The organism is Myxococcus hansupus, assembly GCF_000280925.3.
Lineage (GTDB): Bacteria > Myxococcota > Myxococcia > Myxococcales > Myxococcaceae > Myxococcus > Myxococcus hansupus.
This window is the reverse complement of sequence record NZ_CP012109.1, coordinates 9,203,520-9,217,434: the sequence shown is the minus strand read 5'-3', so window position 1 is coordinate 9,217,434 and position 13,915 is coordinate 9,203,520. Positions and strand designations below refer to the sequence as shown.

The 13,915-nt window shown below is 71.9% G+C and carries 11 protein-coding genes; 7 read left to right on the top strand and 4 right to left on the bottom strand.

Annotated features, from left to right (window positions below; all coding sequences use genetic code 11):
* The first annotated feature begins 177 nt into the window (after positions 1–177).
* The 4 genes from A176_RS36430 (at position 178) to A176_RS36415 (ending at position 5,425) form a co-directional block, all read left to right on the top strand.
* Positions 178–2,388 carry a sensor histidine kinase gene (locus A176_RS36430; RefSeq protein WP_002633790.1) on the top strand — a complete coding sequence of 737 codons (2,211 nt, stop codon included), beginning with the start codon at positions 178–180 and terminating at the stop codon, positions 2,386–2,388.
* Positions 2,389–2,431: 43 nt separating this feature from the next.
* On the top strand, positions 2,432–2,800 hold the full coding sequence (locus tag A176_RS36425) for a hypothetical protein (RefSeq protein WP_002633791.1): 369 nt from the start codon (positions 2,432–2,434) through the stop codon (positions 2,798–2,800).
* 159 nt (positions 2,801–2,959) lie between these two features.
* Entirely contained in the window at positions 2,960–4,462 is a 1,503-nt protein-coding gene (locus A176_RS36420) for a hypothetical protein (protein ID WP_021781200.1), read from the top strand.
* 111 nt (positions 4,463–4,573) lie between these two features.
* On the top strand, positions 4,574–5,425 hold the full coding sequence (locus A176_RS36415; RefSeq protein WP_002633793.1) for a porin family protein: 852 nt from the start codon (positions 4,574–4,576) through the stop codon (positions 5,423–5,425).
* Positions 5,426–5,447: 22 nt separating this feature from the next.
* Here the strand turns inward: A176_RS36415 and A176_RS36410 are convergent, their stop codons facing one another.
* Positions 5,448–5,840, bottom strand: a complete 393-nt coding sequence (locus A176_RS36410) for a response regulator (RefSeq protein ID WP_044889924.1) — start codon at positions 5,838–5,840, stop codon at positions 5,448–5,450.
* Positions 5,841–6,160: 320 nt separating this feature from the next.
* On the opposite strand from A176_RS36410, the gene A176_RS36405 reads away from it, so the two are divergent.
* Positions 6,161–7,099: a hypothetical protein gene (locus tag A176_RS36405; protein ID WP_002633795.1), complete on the top strand. Its 939-nt coding sequence runs from the start codon at positions 6,161–6,163 to the stop codon at positions 7,097–7,099.
* Between the two features lie 67 nt (positions 7,100–7,166).
* On the opposite strand, the gene A176_RS36400 is transcribed toward A176_RS36405, so the two are convergent.
* Positions 7,167–7,874 (bottom strand): nucleotidyltransferase family protein, encoded by a 708-nt coding sequence (locus tag A176_RS36400; RefSeq protein WP_002633796.1) that lies wholly within the window; start codon positions 7,872–7,874, stop codon positions 7,167–7,169.
* A gap of 180 nt (positions 7,875–8,054) precedes the next feature.
* The gene (locus A176_RS36395; RefSeq protein WP_002633797.1) at positions 8,055–9,017 is read right to left on the bottom strand and encodes a glutathione S-transferase family protein; all 963 of its coding nucleotides are present in this window, start codon (positions 9,015–9,017) and stop codon (positions 8,055–8,057) included.
* Between the two features lie 261 nt (positions 9,018–9,278).
* Here A176_RS36395 and A176_RS36390 point away from each other — a divergent pair, with 261 nt between their 5' ends.
* Positions 9,279–10,166, top strand: coding sequence for an OmpA family protein (locus tag A176_RS36390; protein ID WP_002633798.1), 888 nt, complete (start codon positions 9,279–9,281; stop codon positions 10,164–10,166).
* Positions 10,167–10,175: 9 nt separating this feature from the next.
* On the opposite strand, the gene A176_RS36385 is transcribed toward A176_RS36390, so the two are convergent.
* Positions 10,176–10,703 (bottom strand): hypothetical protein, encoded by a 528-nt coding sequence (locus A176_RS36385; RefSeq protein WP_226994102.1) that lies wholly within the window; start codon positions 10,701–10,703, stop codon positions 10,176–10,178.
* Between the two features lie 193 nt (positions 10,704–10,896).
* Between A176_RS36385 and A176_RS36380 the strand changes: the two genes are divergently transcribed.
* Positions 10,897–13,893, top strand: a complete 2,997-nt coding sequence (locus A176_RS36380; protein WP_002633800.1) for an alpha/beta hydrolase — start codon at positions 10,897–10,899, stop codon at positions 13,891–13,893.
* Positions 13,894–13,915: the final 22 nt, after the last annotated feature.

The following is a 13,915-nucleotide window of genomic DNA, read 5'->3' as shown; positions in this document are numbered from 1 at the left end:
TGACGCCTCACCCACGCCCCTCGAATCAAGCCCGCGCGCATCAACCCGCCCCGGCGGCCGAGCAGCCCCCGCCCAGGAGCATCACCCCGCCGACGTTCTCCGGGGTAATCGGGTTGTCTTCCGGAGGGTGGCACGCACAACGTAGGGCCCTGGCCGCATCCCGCGGCCACCTCGCCCATGTCCGAGCCTCCCTCCTCCCGGCCCCCGTCCTCCGCCGCTCCGGCGCGGACGGACGCGTTCCTCTCCGAAGCCAGCCGCCTGCTCGCGGAGAGCCTGGACTGGGAACAGACGCTGGCCACCGTGGTCCGGCTGGCCGTGCGCGAATGGGCGGACGTGGCCTTGCTGGACGTGGTGGAGGACGACGGCCGGGTCTGCCTGGGCGCCTTCGCCACCCGCGTCCCCGCGTGGCAGCGGGAGCTGGAGCAACGGCCGCCGCGTCCGGGGCCCTGGAGCCGGGGCGCGGCGTGGGATGCTGCGCTGAAGGACGGCGTCGCGCGGTGGGTGACGGTCCCCGGCGGACCCGCGCTGACGGCGCACGCCGAGCCGCCGCGCACGCCGGACGGGGGCACGCCGCACGCGCTCTACCTGTTGCCCCTGCGCAAGGGGCCGCGCTCACTCGGCCTCCTCACGCTCTCCTTCACCGAGCCCCACGCGCAAGACACCGCGCGGGTGCGCGAGGCGGCGGAGGACTTCGCCCACCGGGCCGCGCTCGCGCTGGCGAATGCCCGTGAGCACCGGGAGGCCCTGGAGGGGTTGCGCCAACGGGACCTGCGGCTCGCGAGCATGCGGGCGTTCCTGGACGCCGCGCCAGTGGGCATGGCCCTCTTCGACCAGGACTTGCGCTGCGTGCGCGCGAACCCGAAGCAAGCGGCCCTCAACCGGCTGCCGACGGAAGCCCACCCGGGCCGCACCTTGCTGGAGCTGTTGGGCCCCCGGGCCGCGCCCGTGGAAGTGATGATGCGCGAGGTGATGCACACCGGCGTGCCGGTGGTGGACCAGCTCCTGACGGACGCGGGGGACGGCGAGCGGCGCCACTTCCGCGTCACCCACTTCCCGGTGGTGGCCGGCGACACGAGGGTGGGCGTGGGCACCACCGTCACCGAGGTGACGGAGCAGAAGGTGGAGGAGGAGCGGCTGCGCTTCCTCGCCGAGGCCACCGCGCGCCTGTCCCACTCGCTGGACTGGCGCACCACGCTGCGCACCGCCGCGCAGCTCCTGGTGGGCGGGAAGCTGGCGGACTACTGCACCGTGGACGTGCTCGCCGACGACGGCCGGGGACTGGAGCGCGTGGAGGCCCTGGCCAGCGACGCCGCCACCCAGCAGCTCCTCCACGACGCCCTGCGCTTTCCGCCGCCGCCCGGCTCACGCTCGCCCATCCGCCACGTGCTGGAGACGGGCCGCCCCATGCTCGCCGCGCACATCGACCCGGCGTGGCGGGACGCCCTCTCGCTGTCCCCAGAGCACCGCAAGCTGATGGAGGCGCTGGGCGGACACTCCGCGATGTTCGTGCCGCTGGTGGCGCGCGGACGCTGCCTGGGGGTGCTCAGCGTCGTCTCCCAGGACCCGAACCGGCGCTACCAGGACCGGGACTTGGACTTCCTGGAGGACCTCGCGTCCCGCACCGCGCTCGCCGTGGACAACGCCTGGCTGTACCGCGAGGCGTCCCGGGCCGTGGCCGCGCGCGACGAGTTCGTGGCCATCGCCACCCATGAGCTGCGCACGCCCCTGTCCGCGCTCCAGCTCCAGCTCGCCTCGCTGCTGCGCGCCGTGGACAAGGGCCTGCCCATGCCACCGGAGCGGCTGCACCAGGGCCTGGCCAGCACGCAGCGCCAGGCGGAGCGGCTGTCCCACCTGGTGACGCACCTGTTCGAGGTGGCGCGCATCAGCACCGGCCGCCTGGACGTGGAGCGCGAGGACGTGGACCTGTCCGCGCTGGTGCACCGGCTGGTGGCTCGCATGGAGGAGGCCCTGGTGGCGGCTGGCTGCGCCCCGGTGACGCACGCGAACACGCCCGTCATCGCCCACGTGGACCGGCTCCGCGTGGAGCAGGTCCTGATGAACCTGCTGTCCAACGCGATGAAGTACGCGCCGGGCCAGCCGGTGGAGCTGTCCGTGGACGTGGAGGCCGGGGCCGCGCTCGTGGTCGTGCGCGACTGGGGCCCTGGCATCCCCGCCGGCGCCGCGCCGCGCATCTTCGAGCGCTTCGAGCGCGCCACCGGCGAGCACGCGCGCGCCAGCCTGGGCCTGGGGCTCTACATCTCCCGCCAGATTGCCCGCGCCCACGGCGGAGACCTCACGGTGGAGACGCCGTCACTGGGCCCCGGCGCGCGCTTCGTGCTGCGCCTGCCCCTGGGCGAGGTGCCGCCAGCTCCCACGTCCTCCCCTTGAAGCCTACCCCGCGACGCCCGCTAACCTCCCGGTCATGGAAGCGATGCAGCGAAACGAGTCGGCGCCCCCGCGCCGGGCGTGGCTGCCCTGGGGCCTGCTGGTGGGCGCGGTGATGCTCGCCACGACAGGGGCCTGGGCGGGAACGCGCTCCATCTCCGCCCTGGTGGACCGCAACGACGCCCTGTCCCGCGAAGCGGCCGAGTCCGAGGCCCGCGTGGCCGAGCTCCAGGCCCTGCGCGACGCCATGTCGCGACGGCTGAGGACGCTGGAACAACAGCACCACGCCGCCTACGCCGCGGCGGTGACGGCCACCGCCGCGTGCACCACCGCCCTGCAGCCGCCCACGCCGCCCCCGGGCAAGGCGGAGCCCTCCAGGCGCCTGGCCAAGGCCAAGAAGCAGGGCCGCCGCTGACGGGCTGTTGCCCCCGCGTCCACACCGCGCCCAGGCACCGTGGACGCCCAGGCCACAGGGCCTCGCGCAACCCCGCGGAACCTCGGGCATGAGGCCCCGGCCCGCTACGTGCTACCTCGACGGCATCGCGTCATCATCCCGCTCCGAGGTCCACGCTCCATGTCACACTTCGCTCCCCGCGCCCCCTCGCGGCCCCTGCTGGCCGCGCTCCTGGCCCTGACGGCCGTGCTGGTTCTCCCGGCTCCGGCCCGGGCGGAGCCAGGCATCCGCATCCTGAACTCGCTGCGCGCCGACGAGCTGGCCTTCAACGCGCTCACCACCAACCGGGCAGCGCTGGAGGCCCTGTCGACCCAGCCGCTGCACACCCGGATGTTCGCCTCCGACCCGCGGCTGAAGCACACGCTGGAGCACCCAGCGGCCCGCAGCGTGATGACGTACCTGGCCCAGTGTGCCCTGCCGCCCCACGCGTCCGTGAAGTGGGTCAGCCGCGCGGGCGAGACGTTCGTCTTCGAGGGCGAGCTGGGCCTGTGCTCGGAGTGGGAGTACGACCAGCCGAGCCCGTCCTGTCTGCGCTACGTGACGGCCTGTCTTCTGGCGCGCAACAACGCCTTCGGCCGCCGGGTGATGGTGTCCATGCGCGGCGAGGACCCTTCCGAGCCCCTGCGCTTCAACCCCTCCGGCGCGCCCCGGGAATGGAGCCCCATGTTCCTGCCCTGCCAGACGCGGGAAGCGGGCCTCCAGGCCGAATGCGGCTGGCTGGGTGAGAACGTGGGCACCTGCTCCGCCGGAGAGAAGGTGATGTTGGCCGCGGGCGCGCCCTCCCCCAACACCTGCACCGGCCGGATCGGCAGCATCCACGGCGACCGGGTGCTGCGCGTGTGCGAGGACGCGAAGGGCTGCGCGTGGAAGGACCGCCTGGCGGACACGGATGGCAACACGTGCGGTGGCATCGCCCCCAGCGTGGAGTTCGAGTGCCCCCGCTCGGGCCGCTACAGCGTCATGTCCGCGCCCTTCAACCGCGAGGCGAGGCCCGGCTCCTGGGCGGCGCCCGTGGCCACCACGGGCCGCTACCCGGCCGCGCCCTTCGGCGCCTACACGTTCCGCGAGGGCGCCTTCTACGGAAACATGTTCGACCCCAAGGGCCTGACGGTGGAGGTCCTCCTGAACCTGGACAACTTCCAGCCCACCCTGCGGGATTTGCGCTTCAAGGGCGTGGTCCACGACAACGTGCACGCCTGCCACGGACGGGACTGGGTGGACGGCGACAGCCACTTGCGCTCGCGCATCTGCGCCAACACCAGCATCTCCGGCGACCGCATCGAAGGCTGCATGGCGCACGCCGCGGGGCCCTGTGAGCCGGGCAGCCTCAGCGCCCAACCCGCCCGCTGCCACGTGAACGACGGGACCTTGGTGGAGGGGGATGGCGACTTCGAGAGCTGCATGGACGCGCGGGGCTACATGCAGACCGAGCCCATCACCGTGTTCCTGCGCACGCCCTGCGAGGCCATTTCACCCAAGTCGCAGACCACCTGCGGGATGACGTGCGACTTCTCCAAGCTCCCGCCCAAGTGCTCGGACTCGTGCACCGTGCAGAAGTCCGCGGGCCAGTGCCTCACGACGAAGGCGTGCCTGGACAACCCCGCCAACTGCCCCGCGCAGTAGCCCCCCGGCAGCCTCCCGCGGGGTGAGGAGATGTCGGGTTGAATAAAGCAGGCCACCGGGCGTCCCAGTCACCGGTGGCCGCATCCCCGGCCCATCTTCAGGAGCTGACCCGTGTTCCCATTCCGGACCGTGCTGTGTGCCCTCGTCGCGCTCGGGCTGACCCTGGGTCCGACGGCGGCCGAGGCCCGCTTCGGCAAGCGCTCCCGGCCCTCGCAGAGCGAGTCCAAGAAGGACCGGGACAGCAACGAACACGGCGCCTCCGCCATCGGCACGGACGACGACGACGCCCCCCGCCGCCCCTCCCGGCGGCGCGCGTCGAACAACCGGCGGCACGTCAGCGGGGGCGCGACGGTGGTCCCCTCGTCCTGGCTCGCGGCCATCCTCATCACCGGCAACCACCGGATGAACGTGGCGCCGGAGCTGCGCGGCGACCGCCACGCGGCGCCGCTGTCCTTCCGCCTGGGCATCCAGGGCGGTCCGGTGAGCGAAGGCGGCGCCGGGGGTGACCTCTTCCTCGGGCTGGAGGGCCGGCGCTTCGGCATCGACCTGCGGATGACGGGCCTGGGGCTGCCCACGGACGACGGCTCGTATGGCTCGGACACCATCACGCTGACCCAGTCGCACCTCACCTGGGCGCTCATCTCCCACGAGCGCGCCCGGCTGCGCGCGGAGGCCGGCCTCAGCACCGCGCACGCGCCGGACATCACCTTCGTGGGCCCCAGCTTCGGTGCCTCACTGGAGGCCTGCCTCGCCGGCCCGCTGGACGTGGAGGCCCGCCTGCAGGTGACGCCCTTCCCCTACCGGCAGGTGGACGCGAGCGCCGCGCTGGCGCTGCACCTGGGCGCGGTGGTGCTGCGCGGCGGCTACCGCGGCATGGTGCTGGATGACGCCGGCTATGTGGACGGCATCGCCAACGTCGACACCTTCCACGGGCCCTTCCTCGGGATTGGCCTCCGGTACTGAGACGCGTCCTTCGGTGCGGCGCTCAGGCGGGCGTCCGCACCGCGCCGCGAGCCGGGCAGTGCCGCCGGACCGCCTCCAGCAGCGCCTCCAGCCGCACCGGTTTGCGCAGCACACCCACCGCGCCTGGAGGCAACGGCCCGGGCTCCGCGGACATCACCACCACCCGCGTCCCGGCGAAGCGCTCGTCCTGGCGCAGCCGCTCCACGAGCCCGCGGCCATCCACGCGCGGAATCTCCCAGTCGAGCAGCACGAGGCAGGCGGACTCCAGCGCCACGAGCACCCGCAGGGCCTCCACGGCGTTGATGGCCATGGACACCTCGAAGCCCTCGTCGTGAAGCGCCTCCGCCATGGCCCCCCGAACGTCCGGGTCATCCTCCACAATCAGGACCTGCGGTTGCACTCCGGAGCCAATCACGCCTGTCACCCTAACCCCTCTTTTCCTGTGTGGCACGGGGGACTTCCCCGCATTCCACGCTCTGTCCAGGCATGAGCATCTGCACGGCCGTACCATGCAGATAGTACAGCGAGAGACCGACAGCCTGGAGGCGCGCGTTTGGCGCTCGCGCGACGACGAGGTTTCACCCGCGAGCACTTGCGTCCACGGCGCGCCGCCACGGTGTCCGACGCCGCACAGGTGCGGATGGCGGACGGCGCGTCACCCTCGGGGCCCCATGGCCAGCGGGGACGGAAGAGGGTTGAATCCCCCTTCCCCCAGACGCCACGAGGAGTGGACCTTTGCCTGCATCCAAGGCCGTGCTGTGCGCCGCGCTCGCGGCCGGTGTCCTCGCGCTGGGCCCCACGCCCGCCGAGGCACGCTTCGGCAAGCGGAGCGCGTCGTCCAGCAGCAGCTCGGGCAAGTCTTCTTCGTCCTCGTCCTCGTCCGCGTCGTCCTCCTCGCGGAGCGCCAGCACCCGCCCGGCCAGCGCCATTGGCCAGTCCCGCGAGGGCACGCGCGCCAGCCGCCGCCCCCATGGCGCCAGTGCCATTGGCCAGCCGCGCGCGTCCCGCGGCGGTGATGCGCCCCGGCGCCGCGCGGCGAGGGTTCGCCGGCTCCCGCCCAGCTACATCGTCGCGGGCTCCGTGATGGGCGCCACGGGAGCGCGGCTCGGCTACGCGGCCCCCGCCCGCGTGGCGCGGGAGCAAGAAGAGGCCGTGGCGCTGCTGGTGCGCATGGGCGTGCAGGGCGACCGGCTCGGTGACGGCGGCGCCATGGGCCTGTTCATGGCCATGGACGGGCGGCGACTGGGCGTGGACGCGCGCATGACGGGTCTGACGCTGCCCGCGACGGACGGCGCGAGCACCCGGGACCGCATCACCCTGCTGAGCGCGCACGCCACCGCGGCGCTGTGGGCCGGTGAGCGCGGCCGGATGCGCCTGGAGGCCGGCGTCGCCAGCGCGCACGCGCCCTCCATCATCTTCGCGGGCCCCAGCTTCGGCGCCTCCGTGGAGGCGTGCATTGGCGCCTCACCGGTGGACGTGGAGGCCCGCGTGCAGGCGGTGCCCTTCCCGCACCGGCAGGTGGACGCGCAGGCCGGCCTGGCCGTCCACATCAGCTCGCTGCACCTGCGCGGCGGCTGGCGCGCGCTCTACCTCAACGACGCGGGCCACACGACGGGGGAGCCCCAGATTGAGCGCCTCTCCGGCCCCTACCTCGGCCTGGGCTTCACGTTCTGACGCGCGGCGAAGACCGCGGACTGGAGCCCTCGCGCGACGGGCTCCAGCCAGACTTGCGCACCGCCCGTTACTCGTCGGACGCCGCGGCCATGGGGGCCGAGCTCGAGCTGCCCCCCAGGTCCCCCAGGTCCGACACGCTGGAGGTCGCCGGGCCCGTGCCGCGCTTGCCGCGCCGCTTGGGTGGAGGCGCCAGCTTCGGCTGCGTGCCGAACAGGCGCTCGTAGGTCTCCGGCGTGTTGATGTTCACCACCACGCCCGGGTCCTTCACCGGCACGCGGCGCACCTTCATCGCCACCAACGCGGGCTCCACCTGCTGCCCCTCCGAGGCGCGCAGCCGCTCGGCGGCGCTCCTCGACAACACCAGCGGCCAGCCAGGCGCGCCCTCGAACTCCGGCCGCAGGCTTTCGTCCGGGCCCGCGCCATCCACCATCTTCAAGAGCGACTTGAGCGTGGAGGCCCGAAGCGCGGGCATGTCCACCGGGTGCAACAGCACCACGTCCGCCCCCGACTCCAGCGCGGCCTCGATGCCCGCCTTCATCGAAAGCAGCGGCCCTTCCTGCCACCGCTCCGCCTCCACCAGGTCCATGCCTGGATGCTGCTCGCGGACCGCCTCGGAGTCCTTCCCCACCACGCCGAGCACCGTGGCCCCCGCCTTGCCAAAGGTGGATGCCAGCGACTGGAGGAAGCTCTTTCCTCCCTCATGCTCGATAAGCGCCTTGGGGTGGCCCATCCGCCGGGCCTCTCCCGCAGCGAGGATGATTGCGACTGCCTTCATGCCACGCCTCCTCCGCCCCCATGAATGAACGCCAGCAGGCCCGGGGGCCTTCGCTCAAAGGCTGTGGCGTCCGCGTAGGATTGCAGCCCACCCCTGGGTTCCAGCCGTCAGCCAGACGCCAGTCACTCCGGAGGGTGTTCGCTGGATGAGCATCCAGACAGGCGCTCCGTCCACCACCCGTCATCCGAAACGCAGCGCGCGGTCGTGGGGCTCCCCAAGCGGCACCGTGGGCCCCAGCGGCACCACCCGCGTGGGATTCACCGTCGTCTGGCTCCAGTAGTAGTGCAGCTTGATGTGGTCCAACTGCGTCGTCTCGGTGAAGCCGGGCGTCTGGTACAGCTCCTTCAGGTACCCCCACAGATTCGGGTAGTCCTGGATGCGCCGCAGGTTGCACTTGAAGTGGGCGTGGTACACGAGGTCGAAGCGCACCAGCGTCGTGTAGAGGCACACGTCGGCTTCGGTGAGCGTGGCGCCGCACAGGTAGCGCCGCGTGCCCAGCACCTGCTCCCAGACATCCAGCGCGGAGAACAGCTCGCGGCACGCGGCCTCGTAGGCGTCCTGGCTCGTCGCGAACCCCGCGCGGTACACGCCGTTGTTGATGGACGGGTAGATGGCGTCCAGCGTGGCGTCCACCTGCGCGCGCAGGTGCGGCGGCGCGAGCTGCACGGACGCGTCACCGAACGCGTCGAACTCCGTGTCCAACATGCGCAGCAGCTCGCGCGATTCGTTGTTCACCACCGTCTCGCGCTGCGTGTCCCAGAGCACCGGCACCGTGACGCGGCCCGTGTAGTCCGCGCGGGCCTTCACGTAGAGCTCGCGCAGGAAACGGAAGCCGTGGAAGGGCTCCGGGTCCGAGCCCGGGTAGCCCTGGAAGCTCCACCCGTCATCGCCCATGCGCGGGTCCACCACCGTGAGGCCGATGACGCCCTCCAGCTTCTTCAGCTTGCGGATGATGGCCACCCGGCTGGCCCAGGGACATGCGTAGGAGATGTAGAGGTGGTACCGGCCGGGCTCCGCCTGAAAGCCGCTGGAGCCATCCGCCGTCACCCGTTCCCGGAACACGGTGGCGGGACGCTGGAAGCGCCCCGATTCATCCGGCGCGTACCAGCCCGCGTGCCAGGTCCCGTCAATCAACTGCCCCATCTTCCGCGCCTCCGAGAACCTCCGAACGTGTCCTGGACAACCTGTCCACTCCCACCGCCGGATGCAGCGCCCGGACACCGATTCCGCTCGGAGGCCGGGGCCCGAGCGACGCGGCGTGTGGTGCACGCGGCCGCCTTCTGACACCGCTGCAACCTTGCACCGCCAGACACCTGCGCACACCGGAGCGCCTTGTGGCGCACCCCGTGCGTCTCGCTACGGTGACGCGCGTTCCCCCTGAAGTCCCCCCTCGGAGGTCGCGACATGACGGAGTCCCCACAGCACGGACAGGCCCCCAACGCACGGCCCTGGGTGCCCTGGCTGGTGACGGCGCTGGTGGTGCTGATGTCGGGCGGCGTGCTGTTCCTCGCGAACCGCGGCACCACGAAGGCCGAGGCGCTGGCGGAGCAGTCCCGCCAGGCCGCCATGGACGCCACCACGCGGGCCCGCGACGCGGAGTCCGCGCGGCTCATGTTGGAGCAGAAGCTGGCGGCGCTGGAGGCCGAGCACACCCAGCTCGCCACGGAGAAGGAGCAGCTCAGCACGGAGAAGGAGCAGCTCAGCCAGACGGTGCAGGAGCAGGAGGCGGAGCTGGCCAAGCTGAAGGCCACCTACGACGACTTGCAGGACAAGATGAAGGCGGAGATCGCCGAGGGCGCCATCAAGCTGTCCCAGGCGGAGGGCCGCATCCAGGTGGACCTGGTGGACAAGGTGCTCTTCGACTCCGGCGACGCGAGCATCAGCGCGCGCGGCCAGGAGGTGCTCACGCGGCTGGGCAGCGTGCTGGCGAAGGTGGAGGACAAGTCCATCCAGGTGTCGGGCCACACGGACGACTCGCCGCCGTCGCAGAAGCTGCAGGCCGTCTTCCCCAGCAACTGGGAGCTGTCGGTGGCGCGCGCGGTGAACGTCGTGCGCTTCCTCCAGGAGACGGGCGGCGTGCCCGCGCGGCGGCTGGTGGCGGCGGGCTACGGCCAGATGCGCCCGGTGTCCGCCAACGCCACGCCGCAGGGCCGCGCGCGCAACCGGCGCATCGAGGTGCTGCTGATGCCGGACCTGCCCTCCAAGCGCACGCCGCCAGCGGCGGTGCAACGCGCGGTCGCGGGCGGCACCACGGCCAAGGGCCAGGCGAAGCCCGCGCGCGGCACGAAGTAGCCCCTTGGGCTACTGCTTCTTCACCGACTCCAGCAGCTTGCGGAAGGACTTCTCCGAAGCGGCCACCGTCTTCTCCGGGCCCGTCAGCTTGAAGAAGACGGCGCCCTGGGCGCCCTCGACGATGGCGCCCAGCAACCGGAAGCCGGGCTTGGGCGTGGAGGGGCCCATCATCGGCCCGCCGCCGGTGTACGTCCCCTTCACGTCCACGGTGGTCAGCGGCATGCCGTTGACCTTCTCCGTCTTCGTCTTCGACTTGTCCTGCGGGATGGGCTTGCCGTCCGCCGTCTGGAACTGGCCCACCCAACGCTTCACGTTGGCATCCACCGCGCCGCCCTGACCCTGGCCGAAGTAGAACACGGCCAGCTCGGCGGCCTCCGTGTCGCCCTTCGCCGCGGGAATCTTGTACGTCGCCGCGCGCATGGGCCGGTCGCCCTGGGCCGCCCACTCCGCTGGCGCCGTCCACGTCAAGCCGCCCGCGGACTGCGCATGCGCCACCGTCGCCACTGCCACCACCAGCACACCCAATAGTCGGTTCATGCGCGGCAGCGTAACCGCCCCAAGCCCACTGCGCAGCGTGTCAACGACGGCCCGTCTCAGCAGCACGCACGCGCCAGCATAAGTGACACGACGCGTCAAGTCCCTTGTCTTCCTGCCAACCCAGGGACGTGGTACGCCACAGACGTTTCCAGTCCAGTCATCACCAACCCAGGACTTGGAGGGGGTTGTACCCATGAGAAAGGTGTTGTTCCTCGGGGCTCTGGCCCTGGGCGCCTCGGCCTGTACTCCCGACATCGCACAGGATCCGCCGCGGAGCCCTGAAGACTCGGTCGTCGCGGAGTTCGACCCGACCGGCTCTCCGCCCGTCGTCCCGTCCCCCAATGACCTGGCCATCGTCAATGGCCTGGTCAACGCCCCCATCAACCCCCAGGCGTCCGCCGCCGAGCAGGAGTTCACGCGCGACTACGTGAACTCGCTCAACGGCTTCCCCACCACCGTCACCGCGTCCACGCTCATCCGCAACCTGGACCCGACGACCGTGAACACGAACACGGTCAAGATCATCGACGTGTACGCGGGGACGCCGCTGGCCAAGCCGGCGACGCCGCGCGCCCTCGGGTACGACCCGGAGCGCGGCCTCATCAACATCTTCCCGCCCGAGCCCGCGTGGCCCAAGGGTGGCCGCTACGCGGTGGCCATCATCGGCGGTGAGAACGGCGTGAAGACGACGGCCGGCCGGCAGGTCATCCCGTCCGCCACGTGGTCCTTCGCCAGCTCCACCGAGTCCCTGGTGACGTGCCAGGACCTGACGGCGCCCAACTGCCAGACGGCCACCGAGCTCATCCCCTCCACGGAGACGGACCCCGCCCGCCGCCTGGCGGATCAGACGGCCAGCGCCTTGCGGCTGGAGCAGCTCCGCCGTGGCTACGCCCCCATCCTGAACGTGGTGTCCGAGCAGTTCGGCGTGAAGCGCGAGGACATCGTCCTCCTCTGGACCTTCACCATCATGGACCAGCCGGAGGCCACCTTCGACCCGGCCGGCAGCGTCATCCCCTTCCCCAACGACCTGCTGCGCGTGCCCGCCACCGAGACGGCTCCCGCGCGCCTGAACCTGCCGGTTCCCGCCGACCCGGGCCCCGCGCAGAGCCTCATCGCGGGCCTCAACACGCTGGACGGCTGGTCCACCACCGCCCCCATCGTCTCCGAGAACAGCGCCACGCGTGGCCCGCTGGAGCCGGGCGCCCGGCTGCACGACGCGTCCATCCGCCTGAAGGTTGGCTTCGCGCCGGACCCCGAGGGCTCCACGCGCGACACGCGCTCCAACCTGCGCTTCGTCAAGCTCTCCAACCTGACCTCGGGCACCAACCCCCAGGTGAAGGCGTGCATCAGCTGTGAGCCCCTCGTCGCCGGCCTGACGCCCGTCGAGGGCTCGCCGCAGCAGCTCCAGATCGTCCCCGAGGTGCCGCTGGACGAGGGCACCCAGTACGCCGTCGTGATGATGAGCGGCCTGAAGGACGAGGACGGCCGCTACGTGGCGCCCACGCCCGCCCAGGCGCTGATGCGCATGGCGAGCCCGCTGGTGGACGCCAACGGCAAGAGCCAGTTGGCCGCCGTGCCGGACGCGCTCGCCGCGCAGTTGGAGCCGGCGCGCCAGGGCCTCAAGCCCCTGTTCGACGCCCTGGAGGCCGGTGGCCTCCCGCGCAAGGACATCAACCTGGCCTGGGCGTTCACCACCCAGACCACGCGCCCCGTCCTCGAGCGGCTGAACGTGGCCCCCACGCAGGTGCCGGCCGACCCCGTGTACCTGGTGGACCAGACGGCCAACATCAAGGGCACGATGCAGGGCCTGACGCTGGACAACGAGGCCGTGGGCCGCGTCTTCATCGGCGCCTACCACTCGCCCTACATCCTGGACGACACGCAGGGCACGCTCAACCGCGCCCAGCCGCGCATCGACCGCGTCCCGTTCATGCTCTTCACGCCGGCCGCCGCGGCGCCGGAGGGTGGCTACCCGGTGGTCGTCTTCGGCCACGGCCTGACGGGCAACCGCACCAACATCATGACGGTGGCCAACAACTTCAACGCCGCGGGTTACGCGGTGGCCGCCATCGACACCGTGTTCCACGGTGAGCGCTCCACCTGCGCGGGCATCAGCCCCACGTCGCCCGTCTTCGTCGACGCCAACCGTGACGGCACCCCGGAGTTCGTCGCCACCACGCCGGACGAGGCCTGCTCCGACGACTCCACCTGCGACCTGACGGTGGGCGCCCCCACCTACGGCCGCTGCATCTCCGCCGACCGTCCGGCCTGCTCCCTGGACACCAGCCCCACGGGTCCGCTGCACGGCGACGTGTTCTGCGGCAGCCAGGGCCTGGGCCGCTGCCTGGGTGCCCCTGGCGACACCACCGGCGTGTGCGAGGGTGGTGACTTCGCCCGTCCGGGTCCGAACCAGGCGCCGTTCGCCTCGGGCACCGGCTTCCTGAACCTGGTCAACCTGTTCGCCACGCGCGACAACTTCCGCCACCACGTGGTGGACTTCGCGCAGTTCGTGCGCGCGCTGGACGCCGACAGCCTCAGCGGCCGTCTGGGCCTCGCGGGCGTCTCTCCCCTCAACACCAGCCAGTTCCACTACGTGGGCCAGAGCCTGGGCGGCATCCAGGGCGCGCTGTCCGCCTCCGTGTCTCCCGTCGTGGCCCGCACGGCGCTCAACGCCCCGGGTGGCGACCTGGTGGACATCCTCCTGACGGCCACCGACCCGACGTTCGTGCGCTACCGCACGGGCTTCTTCCAGTCGCTGGCGGGCATCGGCCGCGCCCCGGGCACGCCGGAGTTCTACGAGTTCATCACCCTGGCGCGCACCATCCTGGACCCGGCCTCGCCCCGCAACTACGGCGTCTACCTGGAGAACGCGCCGTCGGCTCCCGCCAACCGCGAGGCCTTCATCCAGTACATCGCCGGCGACATGGTCATGCCCAACCCGGTGACCGAGGGCCTCATCAACGCGGCCAACAACCCGCTGGTGAACGCCTCCGCGCCGCGCACGGTGCAGTCGTACATGGTGCCGAACGACACCCCGCTCCCGCTGGACGTCCGCCACGCCTTCTTCGGCATCGTGGACCCGTCGCTGCCGCCCGACTCCACGACGAGCCGCGTCCTCAAGGCCGTGCGTGATTCGGCCCAGAACCAGGTCATTCAGTTCCTGAACACGGGCACCGCGCCCTCCCCGTAACGGCCTCGCGAGAGAGAACGAA

Excerpts from the sequence above, each read along its gene's own strand:
- A176_RS36390 (WP_002633798.1), top strand. The coding sequence starts at position 9,279 with ATGACGGAGTCCCCACAGCACGGACAGGCCCCCAACGCACGGCCCTGG.
- A176_RS36425 (WP_002633791.1), top strand. The coding sequence starts at position 2,432 with ATGCAGCGAAACGAGTCGGCGCCCCCGCGCCGGGCGTGGCTGCCCTGG.
- A176_RS36385 (WP_226994102.1), bottom strand. The coding sequence starts at position 10,703 with ATGAACCGACTATTGGGTGTGCTGGTGGTGGCAGTGGCGACGGTGGCG.
- A176_RS36380 (WP_002633800.1), top strand. The coding sequence starts at position 10,897 with ATGAGAAAGGTGTTGTTCCTCGGGGCTCTGGCCCTGGGCGCCTCGGCC.
- A176_RS36430 (WP_002633790.1), top strand. The coding sequence starts at position 178 with ATGTCCGAGCCTCCCTCCTCCCGGCCCCCGTCCTCCGCCGCTCCGGCG.
- A176_RS36395 (WP_002633797.1), bottom strand. The coding sequence starts at position 9,017 with ATGGGGCAGTTGATTGACGGGACCTGGCACGCGGGCTGGTACGCGCCG.
- A176_RS36400 (WP_002633796.1), bottom strand. The coding sequence starts at position 7,874 with ATGAAGGCAGTCGCAATCATCCTCGCTGCGGGAGAGGCCCGGCGGATG.
- A176_RS36420 (WP_021781200.1), top strand. The coding sequence starts at position 2,960 with ATGTCACACTTCGCTCCCCGCGCCCCCTCGCGGCCCCTGCTGGCCGCG.